At 35.4% G+C, this 26,306-nt stretch carries 31 protein-coding genes; 3 read left to right on the forward strand and 28 right to left on the reverse strand.

Translation table 11 applies throughout. From position 1 onward, the window contains the following. Positions 1-7: 7 nt before the first annotated feature. The 6 genes from AC1TPB_RS18200 to AC1TPB_RS18225 all read right to left on the reverse strand — a co-directional run bounded on the left by AC1TPB_RS18200 (position 8) and on the right by AC1TPB_RS18225 (position 6,516). Positions 8-349, reverse strand: a complete 342-nt coding sequence (locus tag AC1TPB_RS18200; RefSeq protein WP_482077821.1) for a hypothetical protein — start codon at positions 347-349, stop codon at positions 8-10. Between the two features lie 229 nt (positions 350-578). Beyond that, positions 579-1,529, reverse strand: a complete 951-nt coding sequence (locus AC1TPB_RS18205) for a hypothetical protein (protein WP_482077822.1) — start codon at positions 1,527-1,529, stop codon at positions 579-581. Positions 1,530-1,532: 3 nt separating this feature from the next. Beyond that, a complete protein-coding gene (locus AC1TPB_RS18210) occupies positions 1,533-1,829 on the reverse strand; it encodes a hypothetical protein (RefSeq protein ID WP_482077823.1) in 297 nt (98 codons plus the stop codon). Between the two features lie 310 nt (positions 1,830-2,139). Continuing rightward, positions 2,140-3,168: a hypothetical protein gene (locus AC1TPB_RS18215; protein ID WP_482077824.1), complete on the reverse strand. Its 1,029-nt coding sequence runs from the start codon at positions 3,166-3,168 to the stop codon at positions 2,140-2,142. A 17-nt stretch (positions 3,169-3,185) separates the two neighbouring features. Continuing rightward, positions 3,186-5,366 (reverse strand): SNF2-related protein, encoded by a 2,181-nt coding sequence (locus AC1TPB_RS18220; RefSeq protein WP_482077825.1) that lies wholly within the window; start codon positions 5,364-5,366, stop codon positions 3,186-3,188. A 64-nt stretch (positions 5,367-5,430) separates the two neighbouring features. Then, the gene (locus tag AC1TPB_RS18225; RefSeq protein WP_482077826.1) at positions 5,431-6,516 is read right to left on the reverse strand and encodes a hypothetical protein; all 1,086 of its coding nucleotides are present in this window, start codon (positions 6,514-6,516) and stop codon (positions 5,431-5,433) included. 493 nt (positions 6,517-7,009) lie between these two features. Between AC1TPB_RS18225 and AC1TPB_RS18230 the strand changes: the two genes are divergently transcribed. Together AC1TPB_RS18230 and AC1TPB_RS18235 are read left to right on the forward strand one after the other, a co-directional pair. After that, positions 7,010-8,353 (forward strand): hypothetical protein, encoded by a 1,344-nt coding sequence (locus AC1TPB_RS18230; RefSeq protein ID WP_482077827.1) that lies wholly within the window; start codon positions 7,010-7,012, stop codon positions 8,351-8,353. Next, a complete protein-coding gene (locus AC1TPB_RS18235; protein ID WP_482077828.1) occupies positions 8,328-8,471 on the forward strand; it encodes a hypothetical protein in 144 nt (47 codons plus the stop codon). The genes AC1TPB_RS18230 and AC1TPB_RS18235 overlap by 26 nt, the downstream gene beginning before the upstream one ends. A gap of 74 nt (positions 8,472-8,545) precedes the next feature. Here AC1TPB_RS18235 and AC1TPB_RS18240 read toward each other — a convergent pair whose 3' ends face one another. The 18 genes from AC1TPB_RS18240 to AC1TPB_RS18325 all read right to left on the reverse strand — a co-directional run bounded on the left by AC1TPB_RS18240 (position 8,546) and on the right by AC1TPB_RS18325 (position 22,080). Continuing rightward, entirely contained in the window at positions 8,546-8,926 is a 381-nt protein-coding gene (locus tag AC1TPB_RS18240) for a helix-turn-helix domain-containing protein (protein ID WP_482077829.1), read from the reverse strand. A 33-nt stretch (positions 8,927-8,959) separates the two neighbouring features. Next, positions 8,960-10,111 carry a hypothetical protein gene (locus AC1TPB_RS18245; protein ID WP_482077830.1) on the reverse strand — a complete coding sequence of 384 codons (1,152 nt, stop codon included), beginning with the start codon at positions 10,109-10,111 and terminating at the stop codon, positions 8,960-8,962. 166 nt (positions 10,112-10,277) lie between these two features. Next, a complete protein-coding gene (locus tag AC1TPB_RS18250; RefSeq protein ID WP_482077831.1) occupies positions 10,278-12,233 on the reverse strand; it encodes a phosphoadenosine phosphosulfate reductase domain-containing protein in 1,956 nt (651 codons plus the stop codon). 137 nt (positions 12,234-12,370) lie between these two features. Further along, the gene (locus tag AC1TPB_RS18255; protein WP_482077832.1) at positions 12,371-12,817 is read right to left on the reverse strand and encodes an LPD11 domain-containing protein; all 447 of its coding nucleotides are present in this window, start codon (positions 12,815-12,817) and stop codon (positions 12,371-12,373) included. A gap of 95 nt (positions 12,818-12,912) precedes the next feature. Then, entirely contained in the window at positions 12,913-13,137 is a 225-nt protein-coding gene (locus AC1TPB_RS18260; RefSeq protein WP_482077833.1) for a hypothetical protein, read from the reverse strand. Further along, positions 13,127-14,005 carry a ThiF family adenylyltransferase gene (locus AC1TPB_RS18265; protein ID WP_482077834.1) on the reverse strand — a complete coding sequence of 293 codons (879 nt, stop codon included), beginning with the start codon at positions 14,003-14,005 and terminating at the stop codon, positions 13,127-13,129. The genes AC1TPB_RS18260 and AC1TPB_RS18265 overlap by 11 nt, the downstream gene beginning before the upstream one ends. Positions 14,006-14,285: 280 nt before the next feature. Further along, positions 14,286-14,816 (reverse strand): hypothetical protein, encoded by a 531-nt coding sequence (locus AC1TPB_RS18270; RefSeq protein ID WP_482077835.1) that lies wholly within the window; start codon positions 14,814-14,816, stop codon positions 14,286-14,288. 65 nt (positions 14,817-14,881) lie between these two features. Further along, complete coding sequence (locus AC1TPB_RS18275) at positions 14,882-15,523, reverse strand: hypothetical protein (RefSeq protein ID WP_482077836.1); 642 nt, start codon at positions 15,521-15,523, stop codon at positions 14,882-14,884. After that, a complete protein-coding gene (locus AC1TPB_RS18280) occupies positions 15,523-16,185 on the reverse strand; it encodes a hypothetical protein (RefSeq protein ID WP_482077837.1) in 663 nt (220 codons plus the stop codon). Before AC1TPB_RS18280 ends, AC1TPB_RS18275 begins: the two co-directional genes overlap by 1 nt. A 14-nt stretch (positions 16,186-16,199) precedes the next feature. Continuing rightward, positions 16,200-17,315: a hypothetical protein gene (locus AC1TPB_RS18285; protein WP_482077838.1), complete on the reverse strand. Its 1,116-nt coding sequence runs from the start codon at positions 17,313-17,315 to the stop codon at positions 16,200-16,202. Then, entirely contained in the window at positions 17,308-17,799 is a 492-nt protein-coding gene (locus AC1TPB_RS18290; protein WP_482077839.1) for a hypothetical protein, read from the reverse strand. The genes AC1TPB_RS18285 and AC1TPB_RS18290 overlap by 8 nt, the downstream gene beginning before the upstream one ends. Positions 17,800-17,811: 12 nt before the next feature. Next, the gene (locus AC1TPB_RS18295) at positions 17,812-18,159 is read right to left on the reverse strand and encodes a hypothetical protein (protein WP_482077840.1); all 348 of its coding nucleotides are present in this window, start codon (positions 18,157-18,159) and stop codon (positions 17,812-17,814) included. A gap of 279 nt (positions 18,160-18,438) precedes the next feature. Continuing rightward, positions 18,439-18,942 (reverse strand): hypothetical protein, encoded by a 504-nt coding sequence (locus AC1TPB_RS18300; protein WP_482077841.1) that lies wholly within the window; start codon positions 18,940-18,942, stop codon positions 18,439-18,441. A gap of 12 nt (positions 18,943-18,954) precedes the next feature. After that, on the reverse strand, positions 18,955-19,290 hold the full coding sequence (locus AC1TPB_RS18305; RefSeq protein WP_482077842.1) for a hypothetical protein: 336 nt from the start codon (positions 19,288-19,290) through the stop codon (positions 18,955-18,957). Then, positions 19,265-19,657: a hypothetical protein gene (locus AC1TPB_RS18310; protein WP_482077843.1), complete on the reverse strand. Its 393-nt coding sequence runs from the start codon at positions 19,655-19,657 to the stop codon at positions 19,265-19,267. The genes AC1TPB_RS18305 and AC1TPB_RS18310 overlap by 26 nt, the downstream gene beginning before the upstream one ends. 308 nt (positions 19,658-19,965) lie before the next feature. Further along, a complete protein-coding gene (locus AC1TPB_RS18315; protein ID WP_482077844.1) occupies positions 19,966-20,373 on the reverse strand; it encodes a hypothetical protein in 408 nt (135 codons plus the stop codon). A 13-nt stretch (positions 20,374-20,386) separates the two neighbouring features. Then, entirely contained in the window at positions 20,387-21,661 is a 1,275-nt protein-coding gene (locus tag AC1TPB_RS18320) for an adenine nucleotide alpha hydrolase family protein (RefSeq protein ID WP_482077845.1), read from the reverse strand. Between the two features lie 203 nt (positions 21,662-21,864). Next, positions 21,865-22,080, reverse strand: a complete 216-nt coding sequence (locus AC1TPB_RS18325; protein ID WP_482077846.1) for a hypothetical protein — start codon at positions 22,078-22,080, stop codon at positions 21,865-21,867. 156 nt (positions 22,081-22,236) lie between these two features. Here AC1TPB_RS18325 and AC1TPB_RS18330 point away from each other — a divergent pair, with 156 nt between their 5' ends. Further along, complete coding sequence (locus AC1TPB_RS18330) at positions 22,237-23,328, forward strand: hypothetical protein (protein ID WP_482077847.1); 1,092 nt, start codon at positions 22,237-22,239, stop codon at positions 23,326-23,328. Positions 23,329-23,869: 541 nt separating this feature from the next. Here AC1TPB_RS18330 and AC1TPB_RS18335 read toward each other — a convergent pair. The 4 genes from AC1TPB_RS18335 to AC1TPB_RS18350 all read right to left on the reverse strand — a co-directional run bounded on the left by AC1TPB_RS18335 (position 23,870) and on the right by AC1TPB_RS18350 (position 26,145). Further along, on the reverse strand, positions 23,870-24,043 hold the full coding sequence (locus tag AC1TPB_RS18335; protein WP_482077848.1) for a hypothetical protein: 174 nt from the start codon (positions 24,041-24,043) through the stop codon (positions 23,870-23,872). An 80-nt stretch (positions 24,044-24,123) separates the two neighbouring features. Continuing rightward, entirely contained in the window at positions 24,124-24,321 is a 198-nt protein-coding gene (locus AC1TPB_RS18340) for a hypothetical protein (RefSeq protein ID WP_482077849.1), read from the reverse strand. 40 nt (positions 24,322-24,361) lie between these two features. Continuing rightward, positions 24,362-24,550 (reverse strand): hypothetical protein, encoded by a 189-nt coding sequence (locus AC1TPB_RS18345; RefSeq protein ID WP_482077850.1) that lies wholly within the window; start codon positions 24,548-24,550, stop codon positions 24,362-24,364. A 185-nt stretch (positions 24,551-24,735) separates the two neighbouring features. Then, on the reverse strand, positions 24,736-26,145 hold the full coding sequence (locus AC1TPB_RS18350; RefSeq protein ID WP_482077851.1) for a CHC2 zinc finger domain-containing protein: 1,410 nt from the start codon (positions 26,143-26,145) through the stop codon (positions 24,736-24,738). Positions 26,146-26,306 lie beyond the last annotated feature (161 nt).

A 26,306-nucleotide genomic window follows, 5' to 3' on the forward strand; every position in this document is an offset into this window, starting at 1 on the left:
GAGATGCTTATTTCATAACACTTTCTATAGCAAATTCAATTTGAGCATGAGTCAAATGACCATCTTCATACTTATAAGACACAAAAATATGGCCATACGGAAAATAGTTGTGTTCTCTTACTCTAGTCTCTATGAGTTGTAGCAAATATTTCTTAGCTTCTATATTTAAACCAATCTTGTTTAGACTACCTTCGCCACATTCGTGATTAGGTTCCAACTTTGCCTTACAACAAGAACCAGCTTTGATCTTTATATCAATTGTCCCTGCATATGTGTTTGATAATTCTCGCGAAAGCTCACGCAACTTTAAGTTCATACTTTCGATTAAAAGTGAAGGCATTTTCGCCATGGTACAAAAGTCCCCTTTAACTCTATCATGTTGTATCATTCATAATTTGTTGATTTTTAGAAAAAATATCAACAAATTGGAAGTGATACACTACGATATTACTATAAATGACGACATATTTCAGCAAGTTATGGAAAATTAGTTCTTTTATCCTATTCTCCCTAATACTTATTTACTATATTGTAAACAAGCATTAGGGAAAATGGGATTTACCCCAAATTCCACTATTTTATACTGCAACATTAATGTTATCTGCAGCTTCCCTCGCAAGTTTTATTTGATCTAAAATGAAACTATCATTGGCTGCGAATGAGCCTGAGACAATAACTGTTTCACCTACAAAAAATTTAGCGGTTTTTCCAACTAATATTTTAGATTGGCGATAACCAATATAAAATTGATCGGATTCTTTGAGGATTTGCCCGATCATGATATCAACATCGTTCGTTCTACCTATGTCTGGAGTCGTAGTTACAAAGTCAACTAATCCTCCATATAACTCAGTTAGATATTCAATATCTTCTTGTGGTAACGATGTTGTTGATTCAATTGGTTGTTCCTTATGTTGAATCGTAGGTTCTTCATAAGCCAAAACTATATCCATTTCTAGTGGATCATAAGTCAACAAACTATTAAAATATAAATTGTATTCTTCACCATTTAGAGATTCGTTTGTTTCTACTGGTGCATTTAATTGGCTGATTGTAATTATTTCTTCTTTATTGTTAAAAGCTGCCGTATAATCCATCTGATCTTGTTCATTGATCCATTGAGGGACAATATCTTCATCAGTAGCAGTTGCAACTTCTGTAATTAATGGCTGAGGGTTTAATTCAGCCATTAATAAGTTCAAGTTACCTTCCATTTCACTAGTAATTTCACTAGCAGTAGTCACTTCTTTCTTCTCTTCAACTTCTACAGATGCAAATATCTCATCAAGTATAGTTAAAGTAGTATCCTCATTATATCCCTCTTCTGAAGTATCGAATTCATATTCAACTACTTCATGTTCAGACGATACTAAATACACTGGTTCGTATTCTTCCATCTCGTCGTAGGTCACATATTTAGGAATTTCATTATTCGGGTTAGTAGTACTAAGACCTACACATACTCCGACTAACACACTTACAATCAGTATCCCTAAAATGATCATTAAAAAAATAAATATTGCACTCATATTTTACACCATCCAAATACTTAGTAAGCCGATAATAGTAACCATTAGAACACCAAATCCAAATGCAATACTAAAATCTCTAAGCAAGTCTTGTACTGTCCAAACAAAGTTTTTCTTTTTCGCCTTACGAATCGCCTTACTTCTTACGTGCTTTGTAAGGGCTTTGTCACAAAGGTCTAGCTCTTGATTAAAGAAAAACTGTTCCAATTCATTTAATCCTTCACGGATAGGTACATAAGAACCTTGGTAGCCATGGATTTTCTTGTTCACATTAGATATTGAGAATACGTTGTTTTTCATTTCAATTCCTCCAATTAGATGTTTAATATATTTATATATAAAAAAACACCCATTTTAAGAAAAGAAGTCCGTTGGACGATCTCTCCCCAAAATGGGTGTTGGATTTTAGGCATAAAAAAAACCATCAGTATGCTAAAATAACAAATAGCACCAGTGGCGATTAATAAAAATAGTGACGCTTAATTTAAAAACAATGAGGCTCTGAGTCGCATGACATGAGCTGAAAAAAATAATTAATATAATACCAGTATTATACCATTTGTTAGGTATAATAATCAATCCCCCTAGTGATTAGGAGGATTGATTATACTTAAAAGAATGATAGCTGACCAACAACCACTTTGTGGGATTGTGAAGTAACAACCTCGATACTCGTGTCACAACTTATTACCTCTAGCACTGTAGCCTCTGTTTCTGTAGTTTCTTCTATATCGTTAGTTTCATCGATACTATTAACTACGCTAGAATCATGATCTTTTTCCTCATAGACAACTGGTTGGAGTTCTTCTTCATCTTCAGCTTCATAGACAACCGCTAGAAGTTCTTCCTCAGCTTCATCTTCATAGACAACCGCTAGAAGTTCTTCCTCTTCAGCTTCGTAGACAACCGTTAGAAGTTCTTCCTCTTCATCTTCGTAGACTATAGGCGTATGTTCTTCCTCATCGTCATCAGAAAGTATAGAATCATTATCCTCATCTTCTTCACTGTCATCAGATTCTTCATTCTCATTCGGTAGAATCAATTCAGTAATAAGTTTTTTCATATTACCGTCAGATTCTATTCTATCAGCATATTCCTGATTAGATTCATCATCAAGTTGAGGCAGCAAGACATTATTATCAATGACTAATGCTCCCGCTACACCTATAATTTCCTCCGGCCGATAATGCAAACCAAACAGTTTGAAATAATTAGCATCGAACTGAAGGTTCAACGTAATGATATCAATATTTGATAATAAATCGTCTTTGTAATGTTTCAACTCATCGGGTAACTCTTCAGCAAGCATATAAATCGCACCGCTAATCGTAGGGCACATAAACTTAGTGTGAAAATTCTCTTTCTTATTCCAACATGAAATCCACCAGCCTAAATTTCCATCGCCAATGTTAGCAGCACCATTCTTATAAACTTTTTGACGGGATCTTTGATAGTTATTCATCCAACTTGGCATCTTTCCATCAAAATATGCTCTAATGACGGTATTATCTTCAGTTGGATGTAACTGTAGCACAGATGGCTCTCCTGAAAAAGAATGTCGGACCGTTTTCTTACCTAATTCTTCATTCCAATCAATTTTAACTACACGATCAATTGCATCATAAAAGACTTTCATCATGGAACCCCATTTCTGGACTATGATACATTTTCATAGTCCTTTCGTTTAGTACCAGCTTTTAGCATATCAAGTGCAAAAGCTTCATAATTAATAGCAGTAGCATTTAATAGAGTATCCCCTTCAAATTCTTCTGCAATTTTTTTCATATCTAATTCAACACGATCGATCGCTTTATCTACACCCGATACTTTAGACAAGTTTAGACCATGAATATTACAATCAATTGTATCCATGTTCATTAACCACCACACATCAACGACATCATTTTGTGTTAAACGTACTGCTCTTGAATAACATTGCTCCATACGTTTACCGTTAAAGTCTAAATCGAATAAATACACTGATTTAGCTTGTGTTAACGTGTAAGATTCGGCTCCAGTTTTATGAGATAAAACCAAAATCATTAGTGGGTCGCTTGGATCTTGGAATCTTTTGATTAGTTTCCAACGATCTTCTTTCTTCACGCCACCATGAATGTATGCAGCCTCTTTACCAAAGATCACATTGTCTAGAGATAATGCTAAGGTTTCAACGGTTTCTTTCATGCCTGAAAAGACTAGACACTTTTGACCTTTTCTGATATTTTCAATGACCTTATTCTCCAAGAATTCCATCTTAGCCGTTCTCACACCCAAGTTTGCATCGTAGTTCTCAAATATCCAAGGACATGATGCAGCTTGTTGAAGCTTTCTAAGCCAAGAGCAAATGAGAATTGTATTAATACGATAACTCTCACCTCTATATACAGATTCTTCCTTCCTTAATAATTCTAAACGATACCATTCAGAAAAATCTTCAAGGATGCTGTTATACAAATTAGTCTCTGCTTCCTGCATTTGGATGTGATAACGATGCATGATTGGTTCCGGAACGTAAGCATCACGTTTAACGTCTTCATCAGTTTTTTTACGGCGAATCATCAATGTGTCTAGTACCCCCCATAGCTTCGTATGGTTTGATACACGCTCTTTGATGGAGTCGATATCTAAAACAGCTCTCTTTGATCCCCCACCATAATATTCGGTGAATCGTTTTAAGCCTGCTTTACCAAATCCCGCAAACGGTTCTGCTACACCTTGTTTCGCAAGAATCGGATCTTCATATCTTGAAGAAAACCCCGTTAACCAACCAAGAATAAAGTATAAATCTTCTGTGCCATTTTCAGCAGGAGTACCGGATAATGCGACCTTAATAGGTGTACGAACTTTCCGAACTGCCTGAGAACGAGCAGATTCACCATTCTTGATTAAGTGAGCTTCATCTATGATGCACGCATCATAGCCATTATGGTAGAAGTCACTAAGCGAATGCCTTGACGATTCAATAAGTGAATATCCGCATCTACAAGTATTAGCACCTTTCGTCCAGTCGCTAGAACATGAAGGACAAAAAGCGGGCTTGTCTTTATCGGACCAGCGTTCCTTAATTTCAAGTGACGTAGCCTTACAACAATGGCATAGTCCTTTTCTTCGGAAAAACTCTGAACGATATCCTGACTTACACTCTCTACAATTATGCCTTTCTTTGTTTCGATAAATCGTACGACCCGCTTCATTAGACCAACGTTCATAAGAAACAAGTTGAATACGCTTGTCACTATGAAGATCATTGGGGTGATTAAGTAGGATATAGTCATTTCCGAAGCCTAAGTTCTCTAGCTCCCCCATCCAATCATTAAGATTACGAGACATCGTTATAATAATGATTTTCTTGTTGGTTGGATCAAGCGTTACACCAGCAATACTAGTTCGCGTCTTACCGAGGCCCATCTCTAAAGCCAATAGGGACCTCTTTTTCAGTGAAATCATAGCAATATCTTGTTTTTGATAATCATAAAATGATGTACCGTCATTAAGTATGCCACCAAACTTTGCTTCGACTTCAAGCAACTTCTGTTTGTATACTTCACTATCTCGAACTTCTTGAATTGTCTCCATATCCTGAAGGTATCGTTTCCGTTTACCTTTAAGTACATGTTGCATCTCTTTAAGTTCTTCATTGTTAGTTAATCCCCAATTTTTCAAATGTTTGAATGTAGGATTGTCGGCTAATAAGTCATGTTCACCAGTTACTAGCTCATGCCATCTTAGCTCTTGATCTGTCATTTGAAACAATTCAAACAACTCACCGATATTCATTGCATCATTCAAAGTAGAAGGATTTAAGTTAATCGCATCATTAGAATAGTTAATTTTCATTAAAAAAGCCTTTACGTTATTGAATCTAACGTAAAGGCAGTCACCTCTTTCTGTATTTAGAGTATTAGTTAGTTACTGCAACTGCAGTTTTACTAGCGATATCTTGAACTTCAGAAACAACGATAGGCAAGAACATAATATCCGTTCTATCTTCTCCATCGTAATTAACGAAGATAGGAGATTTATAATCATTAAATCTTAGATTTAATTCCCCTGTTCCTTTATTTACTTTGAAAGTTGTAGCGATCGTTTCAAGATAACCTGCATTAATAGCAATGGCTCTCACTGGACCGTCATACGTACCTCCAATATCTTGTATCAAGCTTTTATCATTTGAAGTAATAAAGATTTTATCATCCTTGAATTCAAAAATGATATGTGCCTTAGTACCGGTAAGCCTTTGTACGCGTTTCGCAATTTCAATGACCTCCATTCTATCTAAACTGAGGGTCATTAATTGTCTTTCACGAATAGCAAGATCAAAATTTTTGATCGTATTAGCTGGCAGTACCCCTTCTAGTGGAGTTGTAACACATGTTACGTTTCCAGAGTGAAATGAGACTAGACCACTCTTAGAAAGACCAACTTTCACATTAACATCATTCGGAAGAACATCAGAAATGGATTGTAAGCACGTACTACTAAGAACAGTAGTATGGTCAAACCATTCCATGTTTGCACGTCTTCTGATGTATTTGTGACTATCAGTAGCACGAAGATAAACGTCATTGTCTGATTTACTTAACTCTATACCGTATAATGCTGGCATCGATGTAGCAAAGCTGTTATCTGACGAACAGAACGGAGCGATCATATTCGTGAATCCATGTAACGTGCCTGGCTTCCAATCAATCACTTCATCTGGCGTAGGAGGCTCTAGCATAACCATTGTTTCCGGAAATAAATCCACTTTGATTTTTGAATTACGTCCACCCCAACGAAGCAGCAACGCATTATCAACAATCTCAGCTCTGATTTCTTCTTTCGGTAACGCTTGTACTTTCTTCTCCAAATTGAAGAGATCAGTTACAGCGTTCAATTCTGATGAAATGTCTGCTGGTGCCATTCTCTCAACGCTTAAAGCTTTGTCGGAATAATAGAAAGAAACTTGATCGTCTTTCGTAGAAATAAAAACTCTCGGTTCTTTCACATTGAAACGACGTGCGCATTTAACAAGACTCGAAACCACTAATTTTAATACCTCTGAATTCATTTTGAACATAATAATAGGACTAAACCCAATTGAGTTAGTCCTTTCACCTCCCAATATTGTTTTTTGAATGTGGTATTGTTACCCGTTCATTGTCGATCCTCCTTTTTTTAGGCAACAAAAAAAGCCATAAACAGGGGATATTTACTTTAATAAAATTAAAGTGAATAATCGCCGTTTATGGCTGTTAAATACAAATTGATGAAACGTATCCCTATATAAGTATTAAAAAAAATAAAAGATGCATTCCTGATCCGCGTGGAAGGAAGCTAGCAATGAGAAAAAATAGGAATAAGTTAATTTTAAGCTACCTTTGCAAATAAATCAATAGAATTGTACGCATTAGATTAATAAAATGAACCCTTTGTAAATTCGATGCTTTCCCTTAATCATATTAAACTTAATGTAACACTACAAAAGGGGCGTGATCGTCATGGAAACATTAATGACTAAACCTAAAAAGAAAGTATTGAAGCGGGCTGTATCAGCTCCTATAGATGAATTCATGGAATCATTAGAACCAACTGAAAAGTTGATCCGAAATATACTGGTCGATCAAGTAAGGAACTCGTCACTCTATACGGAGTATGCTGCCAGCGTTGAGGATTCTTATCGCTTTGGTTGGCTAAGAGGTAAAGCTTTGGAATTAGAAACAAACATTCGTGGTCGTTGGCACGCATGGCTGGGTGTTAATAGCCGTAATGAGTATGATGAAGCCATTGACATTATTCCTGAATGTGAAATGATTAAAGATCACAACGGACAAGCTGTAGTCAACAAAATGCTTGATAAATGTATGAGTAAAACTTATCCTCTTGGCTATAGAGGTTCAGATTTCTTAGAATGGTTAGGGTATGCGCTTGGGATCAGCTACTTTAGTAAACCAAATGTATCAGAGGAAGCGTGGCGGCATTGGTATGACACATTTGATGTATCCTTGTTGCTCTTATATCCGAATGACTACTTCTCTATGTTTTTGATTAATTATGCTGGACAGTCAGGTGTCTTAGCGTACTATCCAACCCCTTCTTCACTAAGTTCATTGATGCAACGTATGCTAACAGGTAATATGATAACTACTGATTCCACATGGGAACCGACGCTCGGAGCGTCAGCGTTACTTCTGGAGTCTAAGAGTTTGAACTTGATCGGTGGAGAATATAACATCACTATGGTTAAGGCTAGTTGTGTACAAGCCTTTCTGTATCAACCTTGGTTGCTTTATGTTCCAAAGGCGATTACGAATATACATTTTCATAAAGAAGAACAAAGAATGTTCCGCTATTTCGAGTTCGATACCGATACACGTATATATCATGGAGATAGTCTTATAGGAGAATATAGAGTCCCTACATCCATCTTTGAAGAGGATTCAACTTATACTGATATTTATGTAACGCCATTAGATTTAAGTAAGAATACGGCCATTCAAGTAGAGGAAAAAGTTCAGGCTGCTAATTGGAGTGAGCTTAGTAAGTCTGACAGAATTGAAATTGTTAAAGCACAGTCTAGAAACTTCAATTTTGAAATTATTGTTTCTAATCCTCCATTTGGTAAAATGAATTCCGTTACTATGCAAGCTATTGAAAGAATTGAACAATCTAATAAGGTATTTCTAGAAGAAAGAAATGAACGATTAGAGAAGCTGAACATGCAAAAGCAGCCTCATGTTGAAGATATTATTGATATTACTACTTATTTGATCACCAACGCTAAAGGACAACTAGAAATGGATTGGAGTGTACTGGACGGTGAAAGAATATCATCAGTTATCTAAAGAAGAAAAGCAAGCTTACGGATTTATGAAACTAGATCCCCTACTGCTTGTTCAGTTAAAGAAAAAGAATAAAAAAATTAATGCTAAGAAAACTAAAATTGATAAGAACATCGATTGATTCTAGTTATACAGTACACAGCAGCCGGTTATATACCGAACTGCTGTGTTTTTGTTCTTATCCAAATGAAATATTCAACTATTCGGATAAATTCTATCGAATAATGTGTTAGAAATGACAGTTATCGTTCTTATATCCTCAGTAGTAAGAGTATTCTTTTTGAATGTTATTGCAGTACCGGAATTAAGTAACTTTATCAAGTCTACTGAAGGTAGACTAGCAGTAGGTGTATCTTTATTACTTCTACTACACTCAACATTTCCCAATAAGTAATCTGTTGAAACATTGAATAATTTCGTTGCTAGTTCTAATAATTGGTCCAAACTAGGATTCGCAATACCTCGCTCCCAACCAGAAATAACATGTTTTGATGTTCCCAGCTCATTAGCCACATATTCTTGAACCCAATTATTTGATTTTCGAAGAAACTTTATAGTAGTAGATATAGATGACATAAACTCACTCCCACTTGATTAGTTTGAAAAGAATTAAATATAATATTCCACTTCTTTAGCTTTAGCTTTAGCTTCTTTCCTAGCATTCTTGAATAAATTAAAAATAGCAATTGATGAAATCCAGAATGTAGCTTTATTCTCAATTATATCGAGTAAATTAGTAGATGCTCTTAATTCTTGATTAACTGCTAGATCTTCTATTAGTTCGCCTGAAAAAACGAACCTCGCTAAGAATATTACAAATAAAAAGAATGTTCCTATAGAAACAGTATTGTAAAAAAAATTCTTTTTTGAAAACTTATTATTCCCCTCAAGCTTCAACGCATTTTTCCTATATTGTAGATCAATACTAAAAATAAAGAATCCAAATGCAATATCCAAAGGTATTAAATTATATACTCTATCAACGGGCATAAAATAGTTGTGTATTGGAGTGATAAAACTAAACAAACCATACATACATCCAATAAAAAATAATAAGTATGCAGTCTTTATAAGAGATAATTTCTTAGACAAGTTCCTAATAGCAATAAAAACATTATAGGCTATCAATAAAAGAACATATGCTAATTGAAAATTTACATCTCCAATGTTTAATAAATCTACTACCGTACTAATAACAAGTATTAGTATCCAAACTATTAATGAATGTGTATCTTTTATTTTCATTCCTGTAAACAACAGCAAATAGGACACGATTAACACGCCAATGTTGTTCGCTACTAATTCCATAATCGCGTTTACGAATTGAATAAAGGGAATGTCATTAATCATTTCAGGGAGAATAGCAATTAGTAGTAATATAATTCCTGATACAGCTACAACAACCCCCAAACCCTCCAACATTAACCTTGCAATTCTCCATCTACTATGGAAAAACGGTTTTTCGGAAAGGTTAAAAAATTGAAATGACAAAAGTATTAGCGCAAATGCACTATGAATGTATAGATACATCTCAGCGAAAACCAATAACAAGGCATAACCGATTAACAACCCTGTCAATATTTTATTTTTCATTACTGTCTTATATAGCAAATGAAATACTGCTACGATTGCAGCTGCAATGATCAATACGATAGCAAGTAATTTAACCTCGTTTTGACCATTTACTAGATATACACTCCCTGAGATAATAGCTCCCAGCCATAGTACAAGACTTAGAATTACATTATTTAATACGTTCATTATAGTTAGCTCCTTCAAAGGATATTTTTTTTGATTCTTGAATAGTTGTCACAATGTTCAACCTGTGTATTTGGCTTACTTCTTTTTCTTGCTCTCTTTAACGAGTTCTTTGTACCAATCATTATTTAGTAACATAGTTATCTTTCCCTTCATTATTTCCATTTGTTTATGAGAGGATCAATTCCAACTGATCGCCTACTACAGTCGAATTCCGAAATTGGCGGGCTTGTACACGTTCAATAGCTTTTACATCTTCTTCCGTAAATTTATCTACGCCACAACCGTAAGGATCAAATATTGGCGAGTACATCGTATCGAAATTACCAGGATGCACAGATAAAAAGGAAAAGAGTAGTTCTACGAATCGTGGTGATAAGGATAATCCCTCACTAAATTCCCGCTTCCTTACTTCTTCATAGATACGAAACACTTCATTCTTGGAGATCGATAAATCCAAGCGTTTCATTTCTTCTAGGAGTAAGATGCGTATGTCTATCGTAAGGTCGCCCAAGCCGCTTTCTAGTGTTCCAGCAAACGAATGATCATTAATACGATTCAAACGTTTCACTCTCTTGAAGCCTGTTAATGAGCCGTATCGAATGTCCTGAGAGGCTTTGAACACCTTTCTCATGGCGACATAAGGAACTAATTCCTCATAATCCCTAGACATATTAATAAGGCTTGTATCATGCTTTATAACAGAGCAAAAAGCACAACCCATTCTTGCAGTACCTCCCCCACTTGTACAAGCAGAGATACCCTCATTTACATCAATCATAGCCGCACCAATTGGACATTCGGAGTAAGATTGACCACTCATTGCGCTGCCATAGAGATTGATTAAGTTAAAATTACCGTAATCTTTCCATGGTGGTTCAACGCGAACAAGATACGTAATGACATCTTTAGCTGTCCAATGTTTAATAGGTGAACAAGTCGTAATGTGTTCCATCGGATGATCTCCATAAAACTCATCACCAAAGTGCTTTTCAACACTTCTTGCACGATTGGAACTTTCAGACGATCTTGTACCTAGTACCAGGAGCGTAGATTGATTAGAAGGGAACATCTCTGCATTCTTTAAGATTAAATCTGCTGGATTGGTCTTTAATCGAGACACACACCAACGATTTAATACACTCGGCAGCTGATAGCTTTTGCCAAAAACGCAAACAAAAAAAGTATCGTCTAAGTTAGGGGTCACAACATGAAAATCGATCCCTAAATTCAAAGACTCTACTCTCTCTTTTACCTTATATACATGCGCCATAAGAAGCGGGTTTTCTATTAAAGTATCCGCACTAATGATCGTAATTTTAGTCTTACAATTAGGGTATTGAATCTTGTAATTCAAAAATAATTGTAAGATTGTACTCGAATCCTTACCGCCACTATAAGCCAGACCTATATGATCAAACTTCTGCATAGCATGGTCAACTACCGAAAGTGTCTCAGCTAGTTTAATGGGGTCCACATGTTCTGCAAGTTCAAATTCTTCACCTGCAGGTACATTAGTTACTGGTAGTGATTCCGATACCGGATCAATAGCCATACCAAACATTGAAAAAATATCTCCTGCAAATTCTCCATGTTCCGTAAGATCGGGCCATTCAAGTAATTCACGAACGCCATACGGGGGAATTGCATAATTAAAAAAGAATTCCACGTTATAATAATGAATACCGTCTGAAAACCATAACTGAAGCTTATGTTTCGGACTCATTAAATGGTAGTTAAGTTCACCTATACCTCTGGCAGCTGTCAATACATTCGTCATCGTTTCCAAACAGGATTGATACGGAATGATGCAAGAGTATCCTGCTTTTTCCATGTAACGGAAGTAGCTGGCTGCTGGATGGTTAGATAATAAATCATTAAACAACAGGTCAGTATGAAATCCCATTAAGGCTTCAACAGGTGTTTCCTTATTGAAGTGATGAATAACCATGTAATCCGATCCCATTGAGAATACGGAGCTGTAATCGCGAACCACGCCATGAAATCCCCAAGCTTTCGCTTTGAGAAAACTCCACATGTTTCGAGAAAAGTTATTCATCATCTTCACTACATTAGTGATTGTTATACGATGTGTCGTATCTTTAAATTGATAAGTAACTTCCATAGGTATTAGCCCAACAAGAAAGAAAGTGACATGGCCACTTTGCTTCTTGTGCTAAAAAGCAAAGGGCCCTCGATTGCGAGTTTATGCAAGATTTTCACATCTGCTTCGCTCACACCAAGTTCTTTGTTAAGTCCAGCCTATTCGCTCATTTGTTTTTCGTATTCAAGGATACCTTCGTACGTCAGCCATTCCGGTTTTTGCCCTTCAGGGAACGAATTGTGAAGCTCCTTCATCTTCTCAATATGCTCCTTTACGCTCCCTCCGCACAGACGGGATGTATTCCGATTCCCATACCCAAGATAGTACTCACAGTCGCTTTGCAGCCTGTTCAGCATCATGTAGTTGAACCTATTTGGATTTTCTTCGTACTTCGTCTTGTAGCCCACAACCAAGTTGCTATTGATAGGCGAACTAGGCTCGCCATCGAACTCGTTGTTGGAAGAGCTATACAGTTCAGGTGTATCGCTCTTGCCTAACGATACGTCCTTCCACAAGTAACCTTTTTCGATGCACTTATATACGGGTCTGTCCCAGAAGTCTACACCCATAAATTCCATCGTTCTTACATTTTCCGTTGCTTCCATTTTTACCAGCTCCACTCGTTTATTTTAAGGAAAGAAAGTGACAACGCCACTTGGCTTCTTGTGCAAAAGCAAAGGGCGCTCCCTTCCTTCATTTTTTATTCCCAACCCTCTATTGCGAGCTTATGCATGATTTTTACATCAGATTCGCTCACACCAAGTTCTTTGTTTTTCGCTTCAACAATCGCTGTGCTTTGTTTAGGGTCGTGTTGGCGTATACTTACATAGCCACGAAACCCATTCATAACTATTACTGCTTGTCCTTTGGGATGTGTGACATAACATCTATCAGGCAAGTTAGCATAAACAGTATTAGCTTTCATGGATCTCATCTCCTTTAACAGCAGCCTGTAACGATTCGAATTTCATAACCATATCCTTTGTCACATAATTGGGCTTACTATGAGCGTATTGAGCGTTAAAATTAACTTCAGATACGATGATAGCCTTACTATGTAACAATGTGTTCATTATTGACGAGGCTACATGCGCTGCCGTCTGATTCGTCATCATACGTTGAGGGTTACTTGGCAGTAAATCACCACAACTTTGACCTGGAAACGATGTATGATCATCTTGAAGTATATTCTCATATACATCCGTTACAGGCTTTAAGATCACTTCACCTTTCCATTTCAGTCCAATGACACATTGACCAGAAAAGCCCGTCTGCATCATTCGATATCGTTCTTCTTCTGTAGGATTGGCTATGATTTCAGTATCTTCAATACCTAAGTCAATCCATATCAAATTTTTTACCGATTCATCGTGAAAATATTGATGAAACAATTGTCTAGTGCGGTTATTATCAACCATGCCTACCAGTACGGGTATAACTTGTTCGGTATGCTCATGATTAAATACATCATGCATCATATCCATTGAAGTGACATACTTGGTTAAACACTTTACATCTGACAACTCATAATGTTCCGCATATCTCTCGATCATCGAAACAACCTTGTAATCGTTAATATCTTCAGAAGTATACAATTGGTTGTTTAAGTTCTTAGCCTCTACTTTATCTCCGTCAATAATTAAAACGTCGTATGCCATAGAAGATGAAGTTCTTGAATAACCATGAATCATTTGTGTAAGATTTCTGAAAAAATATCCACCATTACCTCCGCAACCGAATAACCTTAGCTGAAAAACCACCTTATCCTGCTCTTGTAAATTTAATTGTTGCATCTTAATACCTCCAATAATTTAATAAAAGGCACAAAAAAAATCGCCTTTCTAAAAAATTCATTAAACACACCAAATTGGCATGAAATGACACTTTTTAGAAAAGCGATTTTAAGACTTAGGGCCTCGTTAGTCCGCGTGGTCTGAGGCTGGAGCAGAAATTAAAATATAATACTTAGTATTATAACAAATTCAACTAAAACTAGCTACTCATTTATAAAAAGATAAAACACAGCTTGCGGCAGCCTAAGCTACGCAAACTGTGTTTTATGATCCTAATACGTTATTTCTTTATATTAGGATTTACAAACGTATATTTACGATACGAATGTTGGTGCATCTCTTTAATTTTTTTCAGGTGACTGCCTTTTTTGAAGTGATATATATTAGTTATAACTAATAGGTATCCTCCGATCAGGGCTATAATTTTTTTATACCATTGAATGTTAATGATTTCATTAGACGCCATTTTCTCACTCAAATTCAATGTTATACTTTGAGCGATTAAAGTAGCATTCGGATGAATCTCATAAAACTTATGAATGGCATCCTTACTGTATCTCAAAAATTTTCTTGGACTACAATTATAAAACCCATATGCAGACAAATGATGTAACTCATACGTGTTTTCTTTCTTTTTAATTTTAGAAAAATAAAAATGTTTGTTCAAGTGAATGTTTTTCTTTTTATAGATTGCAGTTAATAGCATAGACATTACAACCCAATACAGTAAACTTATTGGCATCACAATTAATATAACCGATACTATCATATATACTATTATAAATAGAAATTGAAATAATAGTTCACTCATTACAATGACCTCCTTGTAGTACAAGCTGTTTAAGGGTGTATATATCCCCTAAACAGCTTGTCTTATTAAGATATTTTGATTACTGATTCATCCCATTCAGAGGGATATTCGATTTCCAGTGTTAAATCCACACTTTCAAATATGCCCAAAGGATCAAGCATAAGGTGTTTGCCTCTAGCTCCTACCCTAAGTTTTATTTGAGGAATGGTATTTAGCCTACCAATGACAGCGTACAGACGATAAGCTAATTCATCACGATTATCTTTTGGTGAAAAGTATGCACTCATCGTATTATGTGAGTGAATATCCATGACATGGAGATATCGCATTTCATCGATAAATTCATCATCTTCTACTGTTACAGATACTCTCGTAATGTATTGTTTTGGACAATGTAGAAAATAACGTTTTTCTTCATTGTCATAATAAATCCGCAAATATACTTCGTGAGGATCGCTTTCTGTGCAATATGCTTGAAAGAAACTCATCACTTGACGAAGAATTGAAGCGGGAATTTTAGGAAGTCTAAAAGCGAAGCCTTCATTTACTTGATCAAAATGAGAGATTTCCTCATGGTGCATCACAATTCTTCCTAATTCACTGTCGCGAATTTCATAAATCTTGCCATCGGAACTAGCAACTAAATTGTTAGGCTGCTTTTTGGGCGCATTCATGAAATCTTTTAATTTCCAAAAGAAGCCTGGCATTACACCATACCTCCTTTATCTTCACCTTTACATATCAATACCAAGAGTTGATTAGTCTCATCAACACTCCAATGCGTTCGCTTTGGAGATAGCTCGATGCAACCTTCTGCAGTAATCATCTTCTCTCGAAGTTCCTCTAATGTAACCACAGTTTGTCCAGCAAGAAGTTCTTCTTCAAATAATAAATTAACCATGTAGGAAGCACCTGCATATCGAATATGCCAGTCTGTACCCGCACCGATCGTGATCTTATCAATCTTCGGTTTAGCAGCCACTTTAGAATCTCTCTTTACCGGAGCGTTGCCTGATGTTTCTACGACACTCTTATTTGTTGTCGTTTTTTTTGGTTTATTTACTTCTGCTGTAGCTGCTGCTTTAACTGGAGCTGGCTCATCAAAATTAAATAAACTCAATTGTCCACTACCACTTACATCAATGCCAAGTTCATCCGCTTTTTTTAACGTTGTAGAGTTATCCTCCACTTTTGATGTTTCTTGGCTTTCCTCACGCTTGTTGTCCTCTACTAATGACGTTTCAACATGATTTGATTCATCTTGTGATTGTACCTCTGACTCCTTCAACGTAGAACCCGTCGCACAAACTAAGTCATTAATATTATCTTCTTCGTTATTTCCGTAGAACTCTTCATAAATTTTAGACATTTTAATAGTCTCCTTTAAGCATTCGCTTTATTTTTTTTTGTTTTCGGTGCTTGAATATGAAAATTAAAAAAGCTTTCAAACGTAATATTAAGAGGTTTAAGAGTAGAATCATCAAACTCTTGTCCTTTTAATAACGTGAAAACTTCTCGTAGATTTTTCCCGCCAAATAAATGATTATTTGCAGGACTATTAAAAAACAAATGTGGCAGATTGTTTAATTGCGACACATCCGATATTTGAAAACTATTCAATTCAGGCCAACAGCACTTTTGACTTCCACTATAAACATTCGTAAATGGAAATCTGTATAGTTTAGTTTTGCCCTTAATATTTACATCTTTAACAGCCACTAACTTTACGGTTGTTATTCTTTTATTTTTCACCGAGAAAAAGAATAGCAATTTGGGATGACCTACGTTAGTGAACGGCGTATCCATAAATTGAACATCTCTTAAAGATTTCTCGACTTCCATCACAATATGATAACCACTGTGATTCGTTTCCTGATACAATACTGTACCTTTTGGCAAAATTGGTGTAGAAGAAATAGTGACTTCAGGCTGGTAATTGCTTAACATCTCCATCATTACCTTCTTCGGTTTTTCATCTGGCAATTCCATCACCATACCAATAATTTTGCGTTGTAATTCCTTATCCTCGCTATCGAAAACCTTCATGTTATCGAGTAAGGTTAGGAATAACCCTCTTGTTTCATTCGTATCTTTCATATCACGTATATTAGATAACGTAACTCCTAATAAGGAATGAAATAACTCGCGGTTAATGTCACTTAGATGGATGTTCGAAACTAAAGCCTTTAATAAGCTAATCATTTCTTTTTCATTTCCATTTTTCAAAACTCTACTCGAATTTTTTAGTAAACGTGGTATGGCTTCTTCAGCGCTATACTCTAATACAACATCAATAACCTCTTCGACTAAAGTTTTATCTTTTAGAATCATCTGGAGCAGATGTCCAAACTCTACCATTGAAAGCATACCTTCGATTAGATCGTCGGCTCTTACCTTCTTTTCACGAATAACTTCTCCATCCTTCACTTCAGATACCATTGAGAATTTGAAATCATCTTCTGGCATATGAATGACTCTACCACTAAACAAATCAGTCATTTTTTATCTCTCCCTTTAGAAACGCATTTTCGAAATCCATTATTCTATCAAACAAAATGAATACAGGACCCGGGAATGGCGAAGTAGCAATAAGAATCTCATCTCCAATAATGAATGACACATATTCTTTCTCTGTGTTATCACATGAAACATAAAGAAGATCACTAATCGAAACGATTTTCTGTTCTTCATTCATTGTTAACCAAGTCGGACTTAAAGGTTTAATTTTCATTATCGTTTCAAAATACTCTACATCAACACCTAACTTATGTGTCAAATCATCGCTAAGTGTATCGGAATATTCCGTCACTATAGCGCGCTCTTGAAACAACAATTGAACACTGTCAGTTAAAAATCCTTCTGTAGTGGGATCTAATGTAGTGATATCATACCCTCTGTCATACATTAGTTTTGCCATTACCAAACGATCAGCGTGAACCCAAAAATTATCGAGTTCACTGCTAAAGATAGTAATATGTCGCATAATATAACTCCCTTAAATAAATTTTCTTTTGTGCCTCTTTAGGTTTACAATCTCATTTTGAAGTTCATTTTTCTTTAAGAACTCAACCATTGGATTACCGATGTTATACATGCTAACTTCAGTTCCTTCAGATGATTCAAAAATGTCATATTGTTGCCCATCATCACAAGAGTAATAATAAGTCGCCCAATACGCATTTTCTGCTTCATTCAAAGAAAAGCTTGAAAAATCGATTTCATCAAATGAACGTTCATAAAAAATGAATGTACTTAAATATGACGTTAATTCTAGTGAATCTAAGCTTTCTTCATCGATTGTATTAAACACTGCTTGATCAAACTTTGACCAATCTACTAACATCTTAATCCCCTTTCTATCATTGTTGAGTGCATGGATATTTCTGCAAAAAAAACGCAAAAAAAAACACTCTTTCAATGACTAAAATGGAACGTCGAAAAGACGGTTCTCTATCCATAGGAATAGTTTTAGTCACTCAAAGAGTGTTTCTTAAAGCACAGGACCCTGTATGCAGCGTTGCTAAGGGTGGATAATAAGTAATAAGTATAAGTAATGAAAACATTATAGCATATTATTAAATGCAAATAAACCCTTACAACAGCTGAGTAAGGGTTTATAATTTTAAGTATCTATAAATGATTCACGATGTTCGTATACAGCCTCTAAAAATTCATTGACTGTAGCGTCTCCAAAATTACATCCTATCACTGAAATCGTATCCTCTTTTAAGTAAGCAAAGAAATGTTGTTCAAAATATCCATCATTTTTATAATTAAAAGTCGATAATAGTTCTATTTTTTCCTCTTCACTTTTTTCAATCCATTTGCTTGAAGTGATTTTCATCTCTAGTAGATATTCATAATCTTGAATATCATACATATCTTCTTTTAACTGTTCTACATCATGCAAGTTCGCATCATCTAGATTAAATTCTCCATCTTTTCGAGTAATCTCACAATCCTTATTAAAGACTATCTGAAGCGCATCGATCAAAAAGTCTGAATGAACACTTAATGTGCTGATGTCGTGTCCTTTATCGTATAAAAATTTAGCAGATACGATACGATCACATGTTTGAATATAATTTGAACTGGTTTGACTATCAATATAGAAACTACGGCTCATCGTTATTCTCCCTTAAATAAATTTTCTTTTGTATTTTTTCACATCTAGACATACTTGCTGCAGATGTGCTTTTCTAAATACTTCATTGAAATCGTTATGGAGTCCGTATACATGGACTTCACCGAGATGTATCTCATAGGATTCGCCCTCAGATTCATGATAGAATACTTCATCCAATGCAGCTTTTGCAGTTTCAAGTGTAAAAATATCAAAATCAATATCAATGATATCTGCACCATATAGTACTTTATCGATTACATATAGTTTACTTTCTGCTTCGGTGAGTTCTTCACTCGTATTTTCACTGGAATGAATAACTCCATCAAACTTCGACAAATCTATTTTCATGATTATTCTCCTTCTCTTTGTCGAGATATTGTTGTATCCCATGCCAGCGATCTAAATGCTCACTATGAATAGATACATCAAGTTCAAAATTATCATCTAGGGTAGCATTTAGGCCCTTTGTAATAGGAGTATAACCTTCTTCACCAAACCCATATTCAACGGCGTAACATTGAATGATTGTTCTTGCCTCATATCCAATAGTCTCGATCATGTCCATTAATTCATGTAAACGATCATAGCAGTAATAATGTCTGCGAACATCAGACGAGCCAAAACATACAGAGTTGTAAGTGGTCTTCTGAATAGCCAAGCAATACAGCCTAACCATACCTTCAAAATTCTCAGTAGTTACCATATAAGTTTTCATTTATTTCCCTCCAGTGAATAAAAAGGAATCACTCGATTCCTTTTTTATAATCAATTTGTTTGTTATAACAATACTCACCATCTTTACAGACTGCTGCAATATCAATACCAAAACTATCATAAATATTTTTTTATTTCCCTATTTTCCGAATAACATGCATCGCATTGACCTGTCATTCAATTCACTCCATTTCCCTAAGTGTAGCTAGATTTTCTCTTACATCTTCAATCTGGCTATCTCTCAAATTTTTATAAAGTTAACATATTAATTAACTTCATAATTTTTCAAATAAAAAAAAACGAATCAAATTATACCGTTATGGCTAATTTATTCGTTCTCGCGTATTGATAGTTATGAAGATTTCTCAGTATAGCTGACCGTTCTTCCATATCTCGATGTGCTTCATCTAATATGGTATTTGGTTCTTGCCATTGTAGTAAATTCAAAAGATATTGTAGTAAAACATCCTTAACAATATGTTGAGAAAAATACATGAGATATTCCATATAAATTTCCGATGCTAATATCCTGTCAACTAAATCCGGAATAGTATACTGATTGCCATTTCCAGAAATATATAGAGTTTGTACCCATTGCGTATCCTGATAAGAGATAGATGGTTTCATGTTGTACAGGCTAGCTTGATCCATACAAGATACCCAACCTACATTATCATTCCAGTAGTACCCATTTAATCGCATAACAAAATGATTCATACTCTTATCCCCCTTAACATGGTCCTGATGTTCCTGCATGGTTAAACGCACCTGCTGGATAGACCCATTCTTCGCCATCACATAAAAGAATATCTTCAGGAGTAAATGTCCCTGTTACGACTTGATTGATAGCAACGTCATTACCTCTGTAAAGGCAGCTGGTTGCATTCGCAATGTAGTCATCAATATTTTTATTATTATCAAGCGTAAAGTTCAACTCAATCTCTGCATTTCGTATATTCTCATAATAAGAGGGTAAAATTTCTTTTAATCCTTTGAAGTGAGCTGGTGACGAGAATATACACACACAACAACTTGCCCTTCCCCAACCAATTGTGTAACAAGGGTGAGGCACGACACGATTTCGTTTTAGTACTTCCCAAACATCGCGTTCAGAAAATTCAAGTACATTACGAAAGTGATGTACGATTCGTTTTTTACGAGATGGGGCATGTGTTTTATGCAGCTCCAGCATGTTATAACGTGATCGATTCGTACTTTCCCCTCTGCGTTCACCGCTAACAACTAGGATGTCACAATTCTCTTGTGAATCCACTTGATAGGTAAGCGCAATTGATCCCACTTCTATTTTCAAAGAAGCAGAACAATATCTCGTTGAAAGGTCTGCGCTTTTAGCAGGAAACTTCATTCGCTTACCATAAGATTCTAATTCCTTATGATAAGAATTTAAGGCTTCCAAATCATCATCAAGCTCTGCTTGAACGATTAACTCTTTAAGCTCTACACTACGCTGCCATGCTTTCGGTTCTATTCGTTTAACTGTACCGTCTGCATCCTCAAATCTAACGGGATTAGATGCGCCTAGTCGATATAGTTCACCGTAAAAACCTTGTTCTCGATAACTAAAACGTAGTTGTAATCCAAAGGCTGCTGCAAAAGCTAAGCAATAAGCTTTCGTAACCGGCCAATCTACTTTTTTATCAGATCCTCCATCAAGATCGTGATGCAGTAATACGATTTTCTCTCTTGGAACACCAAGCTCCAATAAATTTAGTACTGAACACACACTATCTTTACCAGAGCTAAACAAAACGTATATCTTTCCATACGATTCGAGAGGTCGCAATTCAGGCAAGTGAATCTTACGATCATACTCCGTTATCTGCCTACCTGGTACTATCGGTTTGATACTGAAGTTTTTACCGTAAATGGGTAACGGTTTAATACCATGGACGATGGGTGTATTTGGTGTACAATCAAGATCACGTATGTACGTATACTCTTGTGTGATTTCACCTGTTTCAAAATTCAACATTAATTGACTCATTAAAAAAACCCTTTCGTGATAAATTTGGGACAAAAAAAACGCCCCTCACACGAACGATTAAAAATAGAGAGAACTGTCTCTAATAGAATCGGCCGTCTGAGCGACGTTTTTGTAAAAATTAGGGCTTCCATTGTCTCGTGACGAAAGCATAAAAAAAAGAGGATATAATGATTAGATTATAGCACTCTTTAAGGTATTTGTAATTATTCAATTATAAATTTATTTACTTTAGCTTGATTTTTGAACTGTGGATCTAATTCCATTTGAATCGTTGTATCTTCTATCATTCTAGCTAATATCGCTTTTGCTTGTTCTTCAGTCAAACTTTTATCAAATGAAAGTTGCAAATTCAACTTAAAAGTTACTGCTGATTCGGGTTTAATTATATTTTCCCATTCAATGATTTGTTTTGCACTCATAGTATGCCTCCTAATAAATTTGAAAATTAATAGTATATAGTATTTACGTAAAGTTCCACTTAAAAGATTCATTGTTGTGCGGAATGTGGGCCTGTAAATTTCCCTTGCCCTTAGAGTTACGGTAATATATTAACTATACAAGTAAGGTGGTGCGTTATGAAAAACTTAATAGAAAACATACTAAAATTTATAACTTCGATTTTTATGATTAGTGTATGTCTTTATATTATAATGATAATTTCTCTACTTTTTAATGAGAAATCTCTAACTCTTCTTTATCCAATCACAAATTATATTAATCATATTTGGGATTATTTAAGTAGTAAATGGACTTGGATTATTTTCACAGCATTGATACCTATTGTTTGTAATACTAGTTATCGTGCATATTCCGAGTTAGCGGAAACTATACGTCATAATCGTTTTTATGCTGAGATAGATCGATGGTTAGAGACACCGTATATTTCACCTTTGCATCACTTATATATGGTTAAACCACCAAGCTGGCTTAGAATAGAAGATTTTAACCCTTTTCGCAATCAATTATATAAGAATGCAACAAAAGAATTTTGTGAAATCATTTATTTTCAATATGCGTATAGTAATTTTGAACCATCAAACAAGCCTATTTCTTGGTTAAAAGTAATCCCAACAAAACATATTAAAAGTATTGTAATTGAAACTCTCTTGATTCTTATTATGACACTTGCATATATAAACTTTCAAGAGGTTTTTATTAATTACTCTCTAATTTTGTTGCTTTTCATCATTAAATGGATATCACGCTCTTTTTATCGATTTTTAGCCATTTGGGAACATGCTAGATGGTCTTCTTATGAAAAGAGTATAAAGGCTCATTTTGGAGAGATTGAACCAAAAACAAAGTGGATATCTCTATTTCCAAATACTGATCAAGGACAAGTCATTCTAAAGGTTTGGAAAGCGGAAAGTACGCTACGGCAAAAACGAGACGAATCAATTAGAATGTATAATAAAGCCAATGTTGATCGTAATTACGACCTTAATAAGATTCCTAGAGTGTTAGGAGCTTATGATATGCCTGATCATGCACCTTGTCCTTTTCCTTTTGAGAAAGTGCCTGAATGGGTAGAAAACTATGAAGCTTATCATCAAGAACAATTTGCTAACAAAAACGCTAAAGATTATGAAACATTACGTTCCATTATTAAGGAATCACAAGGACAAGTCGTTGATTTTCTTGCTGCTAAAAATAAGAGAATGAAATGACAAAAAAAGCACTTTGGCCTGTGGCCATGTGCTTTTTTTTGCAGTAATGATTAAAACTACGTAGTAAGAAACTCCGCATTCTCATAAATGTTACCGACTATCTTTAGTCTCTCCAACCACCAGTAATCTCTACGCCTTATGTGTCAGCTGTTTAACTTCTCTAGTTGACACACAATAACACTTGTACCATATTCCGTTACTAGCCTTAAATTTACCTTTATCGTTGCAAAATACACATGTCATTTTTTCAGCATCTCCTTGTTATCGATCATTTCTCTACTACATTGCATTATCTACATTATCAAGATCATTTTCATTTTCTGTTAATGACAGAATTACGATAAATTTTATGACAAAAGACAATAAAATTTATGTCAAGATAATATAAAACTTAAATAATGAAGAATTTTATAAATCCCGATAATGCCAAATAACAATCCAACCCATTTACGATATAACTTATATATCTTATAGAGCACTACTAAGATTAAAAGAATCACAATTATAGTGCTATTTGCTACGACCCAATCATATATCATGCTCATATCATCATCTCTTCCTCAACAAAGTCCTCTTTGTTGTTTGAATGTGGCGTAAATAAAAACGTACTACGCGGTGATGTATGACTAGCATGACTAGAATTTACACGATACAGGTAATATCCCTTTCTCATACAGCTATCAAATGTCGAGAGCCATGAATGACTAAATTTCATAAGAATCCTCCTAAAAAAAAAGGTTCTATCGTATTGCTTGATAGAACCTTCTCCATATTTCACATATATTTTTAGTACAATCAGTCAATATAAATAGCAAGCCACGTATAGTTAGCTCTCCATTCAGATCGAATATTTTCGCAACTTCTCTTGAAATAATTTCGCGTTTTATCAGCAACTACACTTGGAACAAATAATACGTTGCTGCCTTTTTCGGTTTGATGAACCTCGTAATCAGGTGCATTTTTATCCAGCCATTTTTTAACGTTGGGTTTCAATGTTATTCAACATCCTTCTCATTAAAATCGTACTACGACATTACGCTTCTTCTACAACCATTTCGGTAATTTCAGGCTCATCAACTTCTTTGGAACAGTGATAGCAAACAGATACGCTTCCTTCATCTGAATCCCAAGCCATTTGTTCAGCTTCTTCTTTCGTTTCGGCTTCAAATTCTCCAATAAATTTTGTTGCTGTAACAACTCCGTAAACTCTGAATTTCGGCATTATTCCCAACCCTTTCTTATTTGCATAGTTTGTGTCTTATGTCCATATGAACTACATATCAATAACGTCGCATTCTAAATGGACATTCTTTAAATATACCTGCCCATGATCAATAACTACTTATACAATAAAACACACACAGCATATTTGGCTCAAAGCCTTGATGTGTGTGACATATCTTGTATTCATAATTTTTGACTGCTCTCAAATATCATAACTTCAGTTCTTGATTTTTCGTGGAGATTTACTTCCATCGGATTTTTCTTAGCTCCGATGAGTAAATCATCAAGTCCTTTTCCGTCCTCGATATTCCACATCCAAAAAAGTATCTCGATTCCCTCATTCTCTAAAACGTCTTTAGCAAAATAGATAAGGTTTTTTAGTACCTCATTTGATACTGCTTTGCCGTCTATATTTTTCTTCTCGATGAACGCATCTGCGTCATAAGCAATAACTAATTTCTTAATACCCCATTTGCGTAATAGTGGTAGTACCTCTTTATAGATACCAACACCTGGTACGCCGATCACCAAGGTCTTAACAAACTCGGATACAATATTGGCTTTATGTTCTCCTTCAGTAACAAGAACATAATCAAAATTGTAGACATCCTCTATAGCTGTACCCGCTTCCCATGTTGCAAGAAGTTTTGATGGTACAACGACATTAAGATGATGACTTGAAGAAGCGCCGCCCCATCTCATTTTAGATGGCTCGATCTCTTCTTTACGATAAGTGATAGAAGGTACAACACCAGTAAACCGGTCATCTTCATAGACAGGCTTTACATTGGGCTCCGTTGAGAACCATGTGTATTTCTTCTTTTCATTTTCAGTGGCAAGTCTTAAACGAACGATATATCCATTCTCATCTCTAACAGGAATGAAATACTTTCCGTAGGCTGCCATTGTCCAGAACCAATGATTTTCATTAGAGGGATCACCATTTGAACGTAGCTTCTTAGTGAAGCCAGGAATCCGTTCTAAGTCATATCCTTCTTTTAATAGTGCATTGATGATTAGATTCATTTCATCATAAGTAGCGGGAATTGATTTAAGACCGATGCTTATGATTTGTTCTTTACTATACTTTCTCTTGTTTACCCATTCTAAAGCATGTTCTCTGTAGATCGGACATAAAGATAGCATACGCTGATATACCTTATGACACTCTTCAGGGGATTTTGCTGGAATAGATTCATATACACGTTTAGGTGGAGTCTTGTAGACATAATCAACTGATTTCTTAGCTTGATCACCTTCACCTTCATAGACAACCTCAATACCCATAATCTCGCAAACACCAATAACGGAATCTACAAAATGAGTTTTAGGAATCCAATCTCCAAATGTGTACCATGAATAATATTGAAGCGGGCCACCTTTAGCTCCACAACCACCACCACCAAAGCAATAAAAAATACCTTTTGTATGGCTAATCTTGCAGTCTGGAGTGTTCTCTGAATGATTCGGATTAGGACAATAAACAATCGTGCTATTTCCTGATGTTTTAGTCCAATGCCCCATTCTAATTGCTAAATCTAATACGTCAAAGTATTGAACCTGATCAATAGTTTCTTGTGTAATTTTAGCCAAATTAATTCTCCTTTCATCGATTAAATAGATCAAAAAAAATGACCTTATAAAGAATCGACGTTTTATCACACAAAATGGGCATGTGAAAGTCAATACCTTATAAGGTCATTTAGAAATCATTAGGGCTTCGATAGTCCGCATGGAACGAAGCTAGAAAATAA

Source organism: Paenibacillus sp. Y951 (genome assembly GCF_056786395.1).